Annotated in this window: 8 protein-coding genes; 7 read left to right on the top strand and 1 reads right to left on the bottom strand. The window is 76.0% G+C overall.

The features are described from left to right. The first annotated feature begins 16 nt into the window (after positions 1 to 16). Complete coding sequence (locus tag NHG27_RS05205; RefSeq protein WP_497014983.1) at positions 17 to 4,009, top strand: SCO7613 C-terminal domain-containing membrane protein; 3,993 nt, start codon at positions 17 to 19, stop codon at positions 4,007 to 4,009. A 142-nt stretch (positions 4,010 to 4,151) separates the two neighbouring features. Here the strand turns inward: NHG27_RS05205 and NHG27_RS05200 are convergent, their stop codons facing one another. After that, complete coding sequence (locus NHG27_RS05200) at positions 4,152 to 4,625, bottom strand: Lrp/AsnC family transcriptional regulator (protein WP_205307478.1); 474 nt, start codon at positions 4,623 to 4,625, stop codon at positions 4,152 to 4,154. 159 nt (positions 4,626 to 4,784) lie between these two features. Between NHG27_RS05200 and pdhA the strand changes: the two genes are divergently transcribed. From pdhA to NHG27_RS05170, 6 genes are read left to right on the top strand one after another with little or no spacing between them, the layout of a single operon-like run. Then, complete coding sequence (pdhA, locus tag NHG27_RS05195) at positions 4,785 to 5,993, top strand: pyruvate dehydrogenase (acetyl-transferring) E1 component subunit alpha (RefSeq protein WP_497014982.1); 1,209 nt, start codon at positions 4,785 to 4,787, stop codon at positions 5,991 to 5,993. Then, positions 5,990 to 7,021 carry an alpha-ketoacid dehydrogenase subunit beta gene (locus NHG27_RS05190; RefSeq protein WP_193719115.1) on the top strand — a complete coding sequence of 344 codons (1,032 nt, stop codon included), beginning with the start codon at positions 5,990 to 5,992 and terminating at the stop codon, positions 7,019 to 7,021. The genes pdhA and NHG27_RS05190 overlap by 4 nt, the downstream gene beginning before the upstream one ends. Further along, positions 7,021 to 8,829: a dihydrolipoamide acetyltransferase family protein gene (locus NHG27_RS05185; RefSeq protein WP_497014981.1), complete on the top strand. Its 1,809-nt coding sequence runs from the start codon at positions 7,021 to 7,023 to the stop codon at positions 8,827 to 8,829. The genes NHG27_RS05190 and NHG27_RS05185 overlap by 1 nt, the downstream gene beginning before the upstream one ends. Before the next feature lie 44 nt (positions 8,830 to 8,873). Further along, positions 8,874 to 10,502, top strand: a complete 1,629-nt coding sequence (locus NHG27_RS05180; RefSeq protein WP_497015029.1) for a carboxyl transferase domain-containing protein — start codon at positions 8,874 to 8,876, stop codon at positions 10,500 to 10,502. 5 nt (positions 10,503 to 10,507) lie between these two features. After that, the gene (locus tag NHG27_RS05175) at positions 10,508 to 12,814 is read left to right on the top strand and encodes an acetyl/propionyl/methylcrotonyl-CoA carboxylase subunit alpha (protein ID WP_497014980.1); all 2,307 of its coding nucleotides are present in this window, start codon (positions 10,508 to 10,510) and stop codon (positions 12,812 to 12,814) included. After that, the gene (locus NHG27_RS05170; protein ID WP_193719112.1) at positions 12,811 to 13,992 is read left to right on the top strand and encodes an acyl-CoA dehydrogenase family protein; all 1,182 of its coding nucleotides are present in this window, start codon (positions 12,811 to 12,813) and stop codon (positions 13,990 to 13,992) included. Before NHG27_RS05175 ends, NHG27_RS05170 begins: the two co-directional genes overlap by 4 nt. Positions 13,993 to 14,088 lie beyond the last annotated feature (96 nt).

The following is a 14,088-nucleotide window of genomic DNA, read 5'->3' as shown; positions in this document are numbered from 1 at the left end:
TCGCCATGATGTGCGCATGAGTGAACAGTGGGTCGAGGTCGCGACGACGCGGCTGCGCGACCAGCACGCGTGCCCGGCGTGCGGAGCACACCTGACGTCGGTCCGCTGCTCGGACTGCGGGCTGCTCCTGTCGGGCCCGTGGGCCGTCGAGGTGCTGCGTGCGTCGCGCGAGGCGGCGTTCGCGCTCGAACGGCGGTCGTCCGCCCTGCGGTCGCTGCGTGCGGTCGAGGCGGAGGCCGCAGGCCCCGACCCGGCGCCCCGCCCGCGGTCCGCGCCCGGTGCGGCCACCGGGCCCGGCGCGCTCCCAGCACCCCGACCCGAGCGCCCGGCCCCGCCGGTCGACCCCGGGGCGTCGCGCCCCACCGCACCTCGCCCCACCGCACCGCGCCCGGCGCCGACCGCGCACACGCGTCGGCCGGGGCCGGGCGGGGCCCCCGTGGCACCCGCCCCGGTGCGGTCCGGGCTGGGCCTCCAGCCCATCCTCGCGAGCGCGGGGGCGGGGCTGCTCGCGGTCGCGACCATCGTCTTCGTCTTCTTCACGCTCGCCGACGACCTCGCGCTCCGCGCGCTCGTCACGGGCGTCGTCACGCTCCTCGCGCTCGCGACCGCGGGATTCCTGCGGCGACGAGGGATGGGTGCGTCGGCCGAGTCGATCGGCGCGCTCGGCGTCGTGCTGCTGCTCGTCGACGTCGAGCTCGTCCTGAGCGCGAGGCTGCTCGGGGCAGCCGACCCCGCCGTCGTGCGCGGTGTCCTGCTGCTCCTGGTCGCGGGCGGTCTCCTCGCGGCGGGCCTCCGCGTCCGGATGCGGAGCTGGGTCGGCGCGGGGCTCGTCGTCGCCCCCGTCGTGCCCCTGGTCCTCGCCGGGGCGTTCGACGGGCTGACCGGGGCGACCCTCGCGGCGTACGTGGTCGCCCTGCTGGCCTCGTCGCTCGTGACGCTCCTCGACCTGCCCGTCCTGCGGGTCTCGCGCGAGCGGCTCGGGTCGGGTCTGGGCGTGGAGCAGGCACTGCTCGAGGTCGCACGCTTCCTCGCGTTCCCCACCGCGGTCGTCCTGGCGCTCCTCGTGCCACCGGTCCCGGGCATCCCGGGGTGGAGCGGTGCCGCGCTGCTCGTCCTGGCGGCCGCCGGCACGGCCGCGCTGCTCGCCTGGTTCACGTCGCAGCGCGGATGGTGGTGGGCCACGGGAGGGGCGACGGTCCTCGCGGGGGCGCTCCTCGGCATCGGGTCCCATCCCGCGTGGCTGGGGACGGTGCCCGTGGCCGCGCTGCTGGCCGGCGTGGTGCTGGTGGGCGTCGCGACGCTCGCCAGGGCCTCCGGCCGGACCCTTCCCGCACTCGTGGCCGGGGGCGCGGCCGTGCTCGCCGCGGCCGCGCTGCCCGCCGTGTCGTTCGCGTTCGCGGGCCTGTTCGTGGCGGTCTCGACGATCCGCCCGACGAACCCTGCGTGGTCGTTCACGACCGACCGCCTGACCGAGAGCCCGACGTTCACCGACGCCACGTACACGGCTGGGCTCGTCGGCGTGGTGGCGGCGGTGCTCGCGCTCCTCGGGGTCGCGAGCCTGCGCCTCGGCGGCACCCCCGCACCCGTCGTGCCCGGGACCGCGGCGGGCACCGCCCCCTGGGTCGTCCTCCTCCTGCTGCTGGCGGTCGCCCTGCACCCGGCCTGGGCAGCGGTCACGACCTTCGTCGCGCTCGGCGGCCTGGCGCTCGCCCTGCTGCTCGCCGCGGGCCGCCTCGCGCGGGTGCGCAGGGGCGCGGGGTCCCCGGAGCCGTCGGCCCCGCGGACCCTCCGGTCGCCGGCGACGTGGGGTGCGGCCGCGCTCACGGGCGGTCTCGCCGCGACCGCGCTCACGGCCCTCGTGTCCTGGGCGGCGCGCCCGACCGTGGTCCTGGGCGGCGCCGTCGTGCTCGCGCTGGCGCTGTACGCCCGGCGCGCGGTCCCCGCCCCCGCGCGCCCGTTCCTCGTGGCCGCGGGGTACGCCTACGCGCTGCTCGTGCTCGGGACGACGCTCGACGGTGCGCGGCTCACCGGGATCGAGGCCGTCGCCGTCGTGTCGGTCACGGCCTCGGTCGTCGCGATCGTCGTGACGCGGGTCCGTGCCGTGGGCCAGCCGTCGTGGTGGGCCGTCCTCGTCACGACCTCGGTGCCGTTCCTCCTGGGGGTCGCGACGGTCCTCGAGGAGCGCAGCTGGTGGTCCGCCGCGGCGGCCGCCACGATGCTCGCGCTCGAGGCCGTGCTCGTCCTGACCCGGCGGGCCGAGATGGCCCGCCAGGTGCGCGTGGTCGCGGCGGGGCTCCTGCTCCCGACGGCGTCGGTCGTGCTGGTCTGCCTCGGCGCCGAGGTCGTGCCCGGCAGCGCGTCGCCCGTGGTGCTGCCGCTCGTCGCGATCCTGACCGCGGCGACGGTCGTCGGGGTCCCGGCCGCGCAGGCGTACCTGCGGGCGCGCGGGCTCCCCGGGCGGCACGTGCAGGACGCCGGCACCGCGGTCGAGGTCGGCGTGCTCGTCACGGCTTCGCTCACGGTCCTGCTCGCCCTGGTGCGCGTCGCTGCCGGCCCCGAGACCGCGGCGATCGTGTTCCTCGTCCTCGGGGCGGGGGCCGCGGTCGTCGCGGGGCGCCCGGCCCGTCGCTGGGCCTGGTGGGTCGCGGGCGGGATGTGGGTCTGCGCGCTCTGGTCGCTGCTGGTGCTGCTCGACGTCGGGCTCGTCGAGGCCTACACGGCGCCGCCCGCGCTCGCGGCCGTGGTCGTCGGTGGTCTCCTGGCGCGGCGCACGCCCGCGGGCTGGCGCCTCGTGCTGTGCGGCCTCGGGCTGCTCGTGCTGCCCTCGCTGCTCGTGTCGATCCTCGTCCCGGGCGGGGACCCGTGGCGCGACCCTGGGCTCCTGCTGCTGGGCCTGGTCCTCGTCGCGGGCGGCGAGGCGGCCCGTCGGCTCGCGGCCCGCGGCGGTCGCGTCGACCCGGTCTGGGCGGCCGACGCCGCGGCGCACCTCGCGCTCGCCGCGATCCTGTCCTCGGTCGCGGGGCTGGTCGCGGCCCTCCGGTCGACCCAGGACGCGGCGGGGGCCGACCCCACGCAGGTCTACCTCGTCGCGCTCGCCTGGTCCGTCGCGGGGGCTGCGCTCGCGGCGCTCGCGGGGGACCGGCTCGTCGCGGCGGTCGCACCGTGGGGCGTGACGGCACGGCCCGACGGCGCCGCTCCCCGCCCGTTCGCGCCGCCCCTGCGCAGGTGGTGGGCCGCGCCCGCGATGGTGCTCGGCGTCGTCGGGCCGGTCGGGGCCGTGGGCGAGAGCTGGACCGTGATCGCACTCGCGTGGCTCGTGGAGGTCGCGCTCGTCCTGCTCGTGGTGCACACCGTGCGCCGGGCCGTGGCGTCGTCCGGGCCCGGCGAGCTCCGCTGGCCACCCACCTGGTTCGTGTGGCTGCTCGCGCTCACCGCCGCGATCGGGGCGTGGAGCCCGCGCGAGCTGCGCGTCGAGGTCTTCTCGCTGCCCCTCGGTGCCGGCCTGCTGGTCGCCGGGTACCTGGCGTTCGCGGCGACGTCGCGGGCGGCCGCCCGGTCCGGGGACGTCGGCGCCGGAGCGACGGGGACCGGGGGCGTGGCCGGGGACCGGGGCGTGAGCGCGCCGCGGCTCGCCGACTGGCCCGTCGGGTTCGTCGGCTCGTGGCGCACGCTCGCGGCGGGGATCCTGGCGGTGCTCGGGCCCTCGGTCCTCGCGACGTACACCGACGCGCGGACGTGGCGGGCCGTGCTCGTGATCGGGCTGGCGCTCGCGGCCGTGCTGGTCGGGACCCGGTTCCACCTCGCCGCGCCCTTCGTGCTGGGCGTCGTGGTGCTCCCGGTCGAGATCCTCGTGGTGTTCGTGAGCCAGCTCGGCACCGCCATCTCCGCGGGGCCGTGGATGCTCACGCTGACCGCCGCGGGCGGGTTGCTGCTCATCATCGCGGTGTACTACGAGCGCAAGATGTCGTCGTACGACGGGGCGGCGGCGTACCTGCGGGACCTGAGGTAGGGGGCCTGCGTCGGGGGCCGCAGGGAAGCCGCTGCGCGAGACGGGTGGTTCGGTCCCAGACGGGTGCCTGCGACGACGGCGGGAGCGCCCGACTCGTGCCGGACCACCCGTCTCGTGACCGCGGTGCTCCCGGCGGCCCGCCCTAGAGCGCCTTGCGCGCCCGCTCGATCAAGGGCCGCACCCGGTAGGGGATGAGCTCGCCCATCGAGAGCGACGTCTCGGTGCGCTCGACCCCGTCGATCGCGAGGATCGCCGCGTCGATGCGGAACAGGTGGTCGGTCGTGCGGCACGCGACCAGGACCCGCAGGTCCGAGGTGCCCGAGCGGCCGTGCGCCTGGAGCACCTCGGGGATCTCCGCGAGCGTCGCCACGATGCGGCCCAGCTCCTTCTGCTTGACCTCGACCTCGATGAACGCCGTCAGGGGGTGGCCCAGGAACTCCGGGCTGATGCGCCGGTCGAAGTCCAGGAACGCCCCGGCCTCCTCGAGGTGGGCCATGCGCGCGTGCACCGTGTTGCGTGAGAGCCGCAGGCGCTCGGCCAGCGCGACGATCGTGCCGCGCGGGTCCTTCGCGAGCGCGACGAGGAGATCGAGGTCGACGGCATCGTAGCTGCGCACATTGTTCAGCCTAGCCCGACATCCGGGAGCAGAGCGCGCAAGGTTTCCGCGATGACTGGAGCCATGTGCGGGGCGGGGTTACGTTCGCGGTATCCGGTGCTCGACGGTGAGCCCCGGGGTGCTCGACGACGAGCACGGGAGCAGACGCGAGGTGACGCGATGACGCCCAGCACAGTCGACAGCCGTGTGGACGGCCGCGCCGGGACGCGGACGACGCAGGACGTCGTCCAGGTGCTCGACGAGGCCGGTGCACGCCACGGATCGGCCGCGCAGGACCGGTGGTTGGAAGGACTCGACGCAGACCCCGCGTCGGCCGTCCGCCTCTACGAGGACATGGTGGTGGTGCGTCGGATCGACGCCGAGGCCACGGCCCTCCAACGGCAGGGAGAGCTCGCGCTCTGGCCCCCGCTGCTGGGGCAGGAGGCCGCGCAGGTCGGCTCGGGCCGGGCGCTGCGTCCCGACGACTTCGTGTTCTCGAGCTATCGCGAGCACGCCGTGGCGTACACGCGAGGTGTCGCGCTCGTCGACCTCGTGCGGGTCTGGCGCGGCGTGACGGCGTCGGGGTGGGACCCGTACGCGGTCAACATGGCGACGCCGCAGGTCATCATCGGCGCCCAGACCCTGCACGCGACGGGCTACGCCATGGGCGTCCAGAACGACGGCGCCGACTCCGTCGCGGTCGCCTACCTGGGGGACGGCGCCATGAGCCAGGGCGACGTCAACGAGGCGTTCGTGTTCGCCGCGACCTACCGGGCGCCCGTGGTGTTCCTCTGCCAGAACAACCAGTGGGCGATCTCGGAGCCCGTGACGCTCCAGTCGCCCGTCCCGCTCGTGGACCGGGCCGGGGGCTTCGGGATCCCCGGCGTTCGCGTCGACGGCAACGACGTCCTCGCGGTGCACGCGGTGACGCGCGAGGCCCTCGACCGCGCCCGCACGGGCGGCGGTCCCACGTTCGTCGAGGCCGTGACGTACCGCATGGGCCCGCACACCACGGCCGACGACCCCACGCGCTACCGGGACCCCGCCGAGCTCGAGACCTGGGCCGGGCGCGACCCGATCTCGCGCTACCGGGCCTACCTCACCGACCGTGGGCTGCTGGACGACGCCGAGGAGGAGCGGGTCCAGGGCGTCGCCGACCGGGCTGCGGCCGAGCTGCGCGCCGGGTGCACGGGGCTCCAGGACCCGCCCCCGCTCACGATCTTCGACCACGTGTACGCCGAGCCGCACGCGGCCCTCGCCGAGGAGCGCGCCGCGTACGCGCAGTACCTGGAGGGGTTCGCCGACGCCGACGCGGACAGGGATGCCGGCCCCGACGACGGTGCCGCGAGCACGACCGGCACGGTCGACGAGAAGGAAGGCTCCCGATGACCACCCTCACCCTCGCCAAGGCCCTCAACGCGGGGCTGCGCAGGTCGCTCGCGAACGACGACAAGGTCGTCGTCATGGGCGAGGACGTGGGCCGCCTCGGCGGTGTGTACCGCGTGACCGACGGGCTGCAGAAGGAGTTCGGCCCGCGTCGCGTGCTCGACACGCCGCTCGCCGAGTCGGGCATCCTCGGCACGGCCGTGGGCCTCGCGTACCGCGGCTACCGGCCCGTGTGCGAGATCCAGTTCGACGGGTTCGTGTACGTCGCGTTCGACCAGATCGTGTCGCAGCTCGCCAAGATGCACGCCCGCACGGGCGGTGCCGTGCGCCTGCCGATCACGATCCGCATCCCCGTGGGCGGGGGGCTCGGCGCGGCCGAGCACCACTCGGAGTCGCCCGAGGCGTACTTCGCGCACACCGCAGGCCTGCGCGTCGTGACGGTCGCCGACCCGCAGGACGCGTACACCGTGCTCCAGCAGGCCATCGCGTGCGACGACCCGGTCGTGTTCTTCGAGCCCAAGCGTCGCTACCACCTCAAGGGCGAGGTCAACGAAGCGGCCGACCTCCGCACGGCACCGCCCATGGACGCGGCGCGCGTCGTCGTGCCCGGGACGGACGTCACGCTCGTGACGTTCGGGTCGCTCGTGACGACGGCGCGCGACGCGGCGGTCGCGGCCGCCGACGAGGGCGTGTCGGTCGAGGTCGTGGACCTGCGCTCGCTGTCGCCGATCGACCACGCGACCGTGGCGGCGTCGGTCCGCAAGACCGGGCACCTGGTCGTCGCGCACGAGGCCCCGCACCAGGCGGGCCTGGGTGCGGAGGTCGCGGCGGCCGCGACCGAGCGTTGCTTCGACCACCTCGAGGCCGCGCCCTTCCGGGTCACGGGGCACGACGTCCCGTACCCGCCCGCGAAGCTCGAGCAGCACCAGGTCCCCGACCTCGACCGGATCCTCGACGGCGTGGACCGCGTCCTGGGGCGCGGGGCGTACACGGCGGCGGGGTATGCGGCGTTCGAGGGGGTGGCACGGTGATGAGCACGCGCGAGTTCCGTCTCCCCGACCTCGGCGAGGGCCTCACCGAGTCCGACCTCGTGAGCTGGCACGTCGCTGCGGGTGACCGGGTCGAGCTCAACCAGGTCATCGCGGAGGTCGAGACCGCCAAGGCGCTCGTCGACCTCCCGTCGCCGTACGCGGGCGTCGTCACGGTCCTGCACGCCGAGCCGGGGCAGACGGTCAACGTCGGGGAGCCGCTCGTCACGTTCGAGGTCCCCGACGAGGCCGGGACGGTCCTGCCCGACGGCGCCGCGCCGACCGGGCGTCCGGCCGGCGGCGGGGAGGACGCCGCCGAGGAGGCGCCCCAGCCGAACCTCGTCGGGTACGGCGCGCGACCCGAGCGTGCGGGCCGCCCGGCACGGCGGGCGCGTCGAGGTCCTGCGGGGGCTCCCGCCGAGATCGGGCTCGCCGACGCCGGGGACGACCCGCAGGCGACGACGAGCCCCGTCCCGGCCGGCGACGGTGGACCCGGGAGCGGCCAGGAGGTCCCGGCGGTCACCGCCCAGGACGGAGGCGCGGCCGCCCCGGCCGAGCGCCCCCGCTCGACGCCGCCCGTGCGCCGCCTCGCCAAGCAGCTCGGCGTCCACCTCGAACGGATCGTCGGGACCGGGGCTCGTGGCCTCGTGACCCGCGAGGACGTCCTCGCCGCCGTGAGCTGTGCGCAGGGCGTGGCGCGTGACGGGACGGGGCGCGAGCGCGACGGTGCCCACGGGCTCCCGGGCACCGCCTCGACCGGTCCGGTCGACGAGCAGGGCGGCGGCCACGGTGCCCACGGCGCCCCCGGCGCCCCCGGCGACGACGAGTACCCGCCGAGCTCCTCGCGCCGCTCCGGGCCGACGGCCCTGCGCGACCTCCTCGGCCAGTCCGGGCTGGCCCGGGCCGCCGCGCGTCGCACCGGCGGGTTCCCGCCGCCCGAGCCGCGCACCGCGCACGACGCACCGGCGCGCGGGACGGGCGCGACGTCGTCGGGCCGGGCGGGCACCGGTGCCGGCCGCGGGCCGGGGGATCCCGCTGCCCGCGAGACGCGCACCCCCGTGCGCGGCGTGCGCAAGCACACGGCCGCCGCGATGGTCGCGAGCGCGTTCACCGCGCCCCACGCGACCGTGTTCCTCACGGTCGACGTCACGCCCGGCACCGAGCTCCTCGAACGGCTCCGCACCCACCCCCTCGCCCGCGGGACGCGCATCACGGTCCTGGCGCTCGTGGCGCGGGCGCTGTGCGTGGTGCTGCCCCGGCACCCGTCGCTCGCGAGCCGGTGGGAGGACCTGCCGGACGGGAGCGCGGAGATCGTCCACAGCCCGCGCGTGCACCTGGGGATAGCGGTCGCGACCGACCGCGGCCTCGTGGTGCCGCACGTGCCCGACGCGCACAGGCTCGGGCTCACGGGCCTCGCCGAGGCGCTCGCGGACCTCACCGCGACGGCCCGCAGCGGACGCACCGCGCCCGAGCGGCTCACGGGCGGGACCCTCACGATCACCAACGTCGGGGTGTTCGGCGTCGACGCCGGGACGCCGATCCTGGTCCCGGGCGAGGCCGCGATCCTGGGCGTCGGGGCCGTGCGCCGCCGCCCGTGGGAGCACGAGGGGCAGGTCGCGCTGCGCGACGTCGTGACGCTGAGCCTGTCGTTCGACCACCGCGTGGTCGACGGCGAGCAGGGGGCCCGCTTCCTCGCCGAGCTCGGGGCGCTGCTCGCCGACCCGGCGCTCGCGCTGCTGCTCGTGGGCGACCCCGCCGACGCCGCCGACCCCGACGACCGGGGCGCGCCCTCGACGGGGGGCGACTCGTGACCGCGACGCTGCCGACCACGCGCCCGCCGGGCGTGGGCGACGTCCTGGGGACGACGGTCGACCCGGCCTCGCCGACCGCCCGGGCCAACGACGCGGCGCAGCGCGCGCTGGTCGCCGGGCTGCGCGAACGCACGGCACGGGCCGCGCTCGGCGGTCCCGAGCAGTCGCGCGCCCGGCACGTCGCGCGCGGCAAGCTGCTGCCGCGCGAGCGCGTCGAGCACCTGCTCGACGAGGGCAGCCCGTTCCTGGAGGTCGCGCCGCTCGCGGCCGAGGGGCTGGGAGGAGGCGAGTGGCCCGGCGCGGGGGTGATCGCGGGGATCGGCCTGGTCGAAGGGCGGCAGGTCCTGGTCGTGTGCAACGACGCGACCGTCAAGGGCGGCACCTACCACCCGCTCACGGTCAAGAAGCACCTGCGCGCCCAGGAGATCGCGCTCGAGAACCGGCTGCCGTGCATCTACCTGGTCGACTCGGGCGGCGCGTTCCTGCCGCTCCAGGCCGAGGTCTTCCCCGACCGCGACCACTTCGGCCGGATCTTCTACCACCAGGCCCGGCTCTCGGCCGCAGGCATCCCGCAGATCGCGGCCGTCCTGGGATCGTGCACCGCGGGCGGCGCGTACGTGCCCGCGATGAGCGACGAGACCGTGATCGTCCGCAACCAGGGCACGATCTTCCTGGGTGGCCCGCCGCTCGTGAAGGCCGCGATCGGCGAGGTCGTCACGGCCGAGGAGCTGGGCGGCGGCGACATGCACGCGCGGCGCTCGGGCGTCACGGACCACCTCGCCGACGACGACGAGCACGCGCTCGCGATCGTGCGCCGCATCGTCTCGACGCTCCCGCCCGACCCCGCGCCCGCGTGGGCCGTGCAGGCGAGCGCGCCGCCCGCGGTCGGGCAGGACGAGCCCGGCGGACCGGGCGAGAGCCTGTACGGCGCCGTCCCGGTCGACGTCCAGGCGCCCTACGACGCGCGCGAGATCGTCGCGCGGCTCGTCGACGGCAGCGTGTTCCACGAGTTCAAGCGCGAGTACGGCGACACCCTGGTCACGGGGTTCGCGCACCTGCACGGGCACCCCGTGGGGATCGTCGCGAACAACGGGGTGCTGTTCAGCCCGTCGGCCCTCAAGGGTGCGCACTTCGTCGAGCTGTGCGACCAGCGCGGCATCCCGCTCGTGTTCCTGCAGAACATCTCGGGGTTCATGGTCGGCACCGACGCCGAGGCCGGGGGCATCGCCAAGGACGGCGCCAAGATGGTCACGGCCGTCGCGACGACGCGCGTGCCCAGGCTGACCGTCGTGGTCGGCGGGTCGTTCGGGGCGGGCAACTACTCGATGTGCGGGCGCGCGTACTCGCCGCGCTTCCTGTGGTCCTGGCCCGCGAGCCGCATCTCGGTCATGGGCGGCCCGCAGGCCGCGTCGGTGCTCGCGACGGTCAAGGCCGACCAGCTCGCGGCGCGCGGCGAGCGGTGGGCGCCCGACGACGAGGCCGCCTTCCGCGAGGACATCCGCTCGCGCTACGAGGAGCAGGGCGACCCGTACTACGCCACGGCCCGGCTCTGGGACGACGGCGTCATCGACCCCGCCGACACGCGCCGCGTGCTCGGGCTCGCGCTCGACGTGTGCGCCCGCACGCCGCTGGCCCCGACCGAGGGCCCGCGGTTCGGGCTCTTCAGGATGTGAGGGCCATGCTCCCGCTGCGCACCCCCGACGTGTCGGCACCGGCGCGTGCCCCTCACGGTCACGATCGTCCTGACGGCCCGCGGCGTCGTCCGTTCGGGACCGTGCTCGTCGCCAACCGCGGCGAGATCGCGTGCCGCATCATCGGCACGCTGCGCCGTCTCGGCATCCGCTCGGTCGCGGTCCACAGCGACGCCGACGCCGGCGCGCGCCACGTGTCCCTCGCCGACGTCGCGGTGCGGATCGGCCCGGCCCCCGCGGCCGAGTCGTACCTGAGCGTGCCCGCGATCATCGACGCGGCCCGCGCGACGGGCGCCGACGCGATCCACCCCGGCTACGGCTTCCTGTCGGAGAACCCCGGGCTCGCACGGGCCTGCGCGGACGCAGGCATCGTGTTCGTCGGGCCGGGCGTCGCTGCGCTCGAGGCCATGGCCGACAAGATCACGGCCAAGGAGATCGTCGCGGCGCGCGGGGTCCCGGTCGTGCCCGGCAGCACGGGGCGCGACCCCGCGACCGGCTCGGCGCTCGACGACGACGCCCTCGCCCGGGCGGCCCTCGACGTCGGTTTCCCCCTGCTGGTCAAGCCCTCCGCAGGCGGCGGCGGCAAGGGCATGCAGGTCGTGACCTCTGCCGAGGCCCTCCCGGCCGCGCTCGCGAGCGCCCGACGCGTCGCGACCCGGTCGTTCGGCGACGGCACGCTGCTCGTCGAGCGCCTGGTCGCCCGGCCGCGCCACATCGAGGTGCAGGTGCTCGCGGACTCGCGCGGCGCCGTCGTGCACCTGGGGGAGCGGGAGTGCTCGCTCCAGCGCCGTCACCAGAAGGTGGTCGAGGAGGCGCCGTCGCCGCTGCTCGACGCCGCGACGCGCGCCCGCATCGGGGAGGCCGCGTGCGAGGTCGCGCGCAGCGTCGACTACGAGGGCGCCGGGACCGTCGAGTTCCTCGTCCCGGCCGCCGAGCCGAGCACGTTCTACTTCATCGAGATGAACACGCGCCTGCAGGTCGAGCACCCCGTGACGGAGATGGTCACGGGCCTGGACCTGGTCGAGGCGCAGCTCCGCGTCGCCGCGGGGGAGCCGCTGGGGTTCGCGCAGGAGGACGTGGTCCTGCGCGGCCACGCGATCGAGGCGCGGGTCTACGCCGAGTCCCCGGCCCGCGGGTTCCTGCCCGCGACGGGCGACGTCCTTGCGCTCACCGAGCCCGACGGCGCCGGGTGGCGCCTCGACAGCAGCCTCACCGAGGGCCTGCACGTCGGGGGAGAGTACGACCCGCTGCTCGCGAAGGCCGTCGCGCACGGCGCCGACCGGGCCCAGGCGCTCGACCGGCTCGACCGGCTGCTCGCCGAGACGCTCGTCCTGGGCGTCGACACCAACGTCGGCTTCCTGCGCGCGCTCCTCGCGGACCCCGACGTCCAGGCCGGGGACCTCGACACCGGGCTGATCGAGCGGTTCGTCGCGAGCGGGCGGGTGCCGTCCGACGCGGCGACCGAGGAGGACCTCGTGGCGGTCGCGCTGTTCTCGCTCGCGCGACGCCCCGCACGCGGGTCCGGCCCGTGGGCCGACGACGGCTGGCGGCTCAACGCCTCGCCGCGACCGCACCGGTTCGTGCTGCGCACCGCGGCCGACGAACCCCACGAGGTGACCGTGACCGGCGACGCGAGCGCCGCCGTCGTGCACGTGGACCGGGGACCGCGGCCGGGGGCGGCCCGGCGGGCCGCGCTGACCCCCGCCGTGGGCCACGCGTGGCGGTTCGTCGTGGACGGGACGGGCGAGACCGTGCACCTCGCGGCCGACCCCGGCGGGAGCGTCTGGCTCGCGCGCGGCGGCCGGGTGGTCCAGGTCGCCGTCCCCACGCGCGCCGAGCACCTCGACGTCGCAGCCCGGGCCCGTCTCGAAGGCTCCGACCGCACCGCCGGCCCCACGAGCCCCGACGTCCGCGCAGGCATGCCCGGCACGGTCGTGACGGTCGCCGTCGAGGACGGCGAGACCGTCGCCGCGGGCGCCGTCCTCGTGGTCGTCGAGGCCATGAAGATGGAGCACGCCCTGACCGCCCCGCACGCGGGCGTCGTGCGGCTCACGACCCGCCCGGGCGACCTGGTGCGCCGCGACGAGGTCGTCGCGCGCGTCGACCCCTCGCCCGACGGCGCGACGCCCGTCGACCCCTCGCCCGACGGCGCCGCGCCCGTCACCGGGGACGCGTCCGCGGCCGCGGTGGTCGGTCCGCCCGGACAGTCCCCGCCCGAACAGTCCCCGGACGAGCACTCCCAGGCCGGCACCCCGGCCGTCCACGTCACCTCCCACACCCCAGGAGCGCCATGAACACCGAGCTCACCGACGAGCAGCGCAAGCTCAGCGACACCGTGCGCGAGTTCGCGGACACCGTCGTCGCGCCCGCCGCGTACCAGTACGACACCGAGCGCCGCCTGCCGCTCGACATCATCCGCGAGATGGGGGACCTGGGTCTGTTCGGGCTCCCCTTCCCGGTCGAGCACGGCGGCCAGGGCAAGGACTACCTGTCGCTGTGCCTCGCGGTCGAGGCCCTCGCGCGCGTCGACCAGAGCATCGCGGTCACGCTGGAGGCGGGCGTGGGGCTCGGGATCATGCCGATCGTGCGGCACGGGACCGCCGAGCAGCGCGAGCGGTGGCTGCCGGACCTGGTCACGGGACGGGCGCTCGCGGCGTTCGGGCTGACCGAGGCCGAGGCCGGCTCCGACGCGGGCGCGACGCGCACCACTGCCCGGCACGAGCCCGGACCGGACGGCGGCAGCGTGTGGGTCATCGACGGCAGCAAGCAGTTCATCACCAACTCCGGGACGCCCATCACGAGCGTGGTCACGGTCACCGCGGTCACGGGGCAGGAGACGCGGGCCGACGGGACGGTGAAGAAGGAGCTCTCGTCGATCCTGGTCCCGGCGGGCACCAAGGGGTTCACGGTCGGGCCGTCCTACGACAAGGTCGGGTGGCACACGTCGGACACGCACCCGCTGACGTTCGACGACGTCCGGGTCCCCGCGGAGAACCTCCTGGGCGAGCTGGGCCGCGGGTACGCGAACTTCCTGCACGCCCTCGACGAGGGACGCATCGCGTTCGCGGCGCTCGCCACGGGAGCCGCTCAGGGGTGCTTGGAGGAGGCGCTGCGGTACGCGCGCACGCGCAACGTGTTCGGCCGCGACATCGGGTCCCACCAGCACATCGCGTTCACGCTCTCGCGCATGGCGGCCCGCGTCCACCAGGCGCGGCTCTGCTACTACGACGCGGCGTCGAGGCTCGCGAACGACGTGCCGTTCAAGGTCGAGGCGTCGATCGCCAAGCTCGTGAGCAGTGAGGCCGCCATGGCGAACGCACGCGACGCCGCGCAGATCTTCGGCGGCTACGGCTTCCTCAACGAGAACCCGGTGGCCCGCCACTACCGGGACTCCAAGGTGCTCGAGATCGGGGAGGGGACCACGGAGGTGCAGCTCATGATCATCGCGCGCGGGCTGGGCCTCGAGGCGTGAGCTCTTCGCGGTGCCGAGAACGAGGTTGAGGTCGGCATACCGCCCAGAACGACCGCAACCCCGTTCTCGGCACGGGGGAACCGACGGTACGGGGGA

The sequence above is a fragment of the Oerskovia sp. 140933 genome (genome assembly GCF_059651515.1).
The sequence above is the reverse complement of the archived record's forward strand: the minus strand, read 5'-3'. Positions and strand labels throughout refer to the sequence as shown.

Bases quoted from the DNA above. Each gene is read 5' to 3' on its own strand.
- NHG27_RS05190 (WP_193719115.1), top strand. From the start codon at position 5,990: ATGACCACCCTCACCCTCGCCAAGGCCCTCAACGCGGGGCTGCGCAGG.
- NHG27_RS05205 (WP_497014983.1), top strand. From the start codon at position 17: ATGAGTGAACAGTGGGTCGAGGTCGCGACGACGCGGCTGCGCGACCAG.
- NHG27_RS05170 (WP_193719112.1), top strand. From the start codon at position 12,811: ATGAACACCGAGCTCACCGACGAGCAGCGCAAGCTCAGCGACACCGTG.
- pdhA (WP_497014982.1), top strand. From the start codon at position 4,785: ATGACGCCCAGCACAGTCGACAGCCGTGTGGACGGCCGCGCCGGGACG.
- NHG27_RS05185 (WP_497014981.1), top strand. From the start codon at position 7,021: ATGAGCACGCGCGAGTTCCGTCTCCCCGACCTCGGCGAGGGCCTCACC.
- NHG27_RS05175 (WP_497014980.1), top strand. From the start codon at position 10,508: ATGCTCCCGCTGCGCACCCCCGACGTGTCGGCACCGGCGCGTGCCCCT.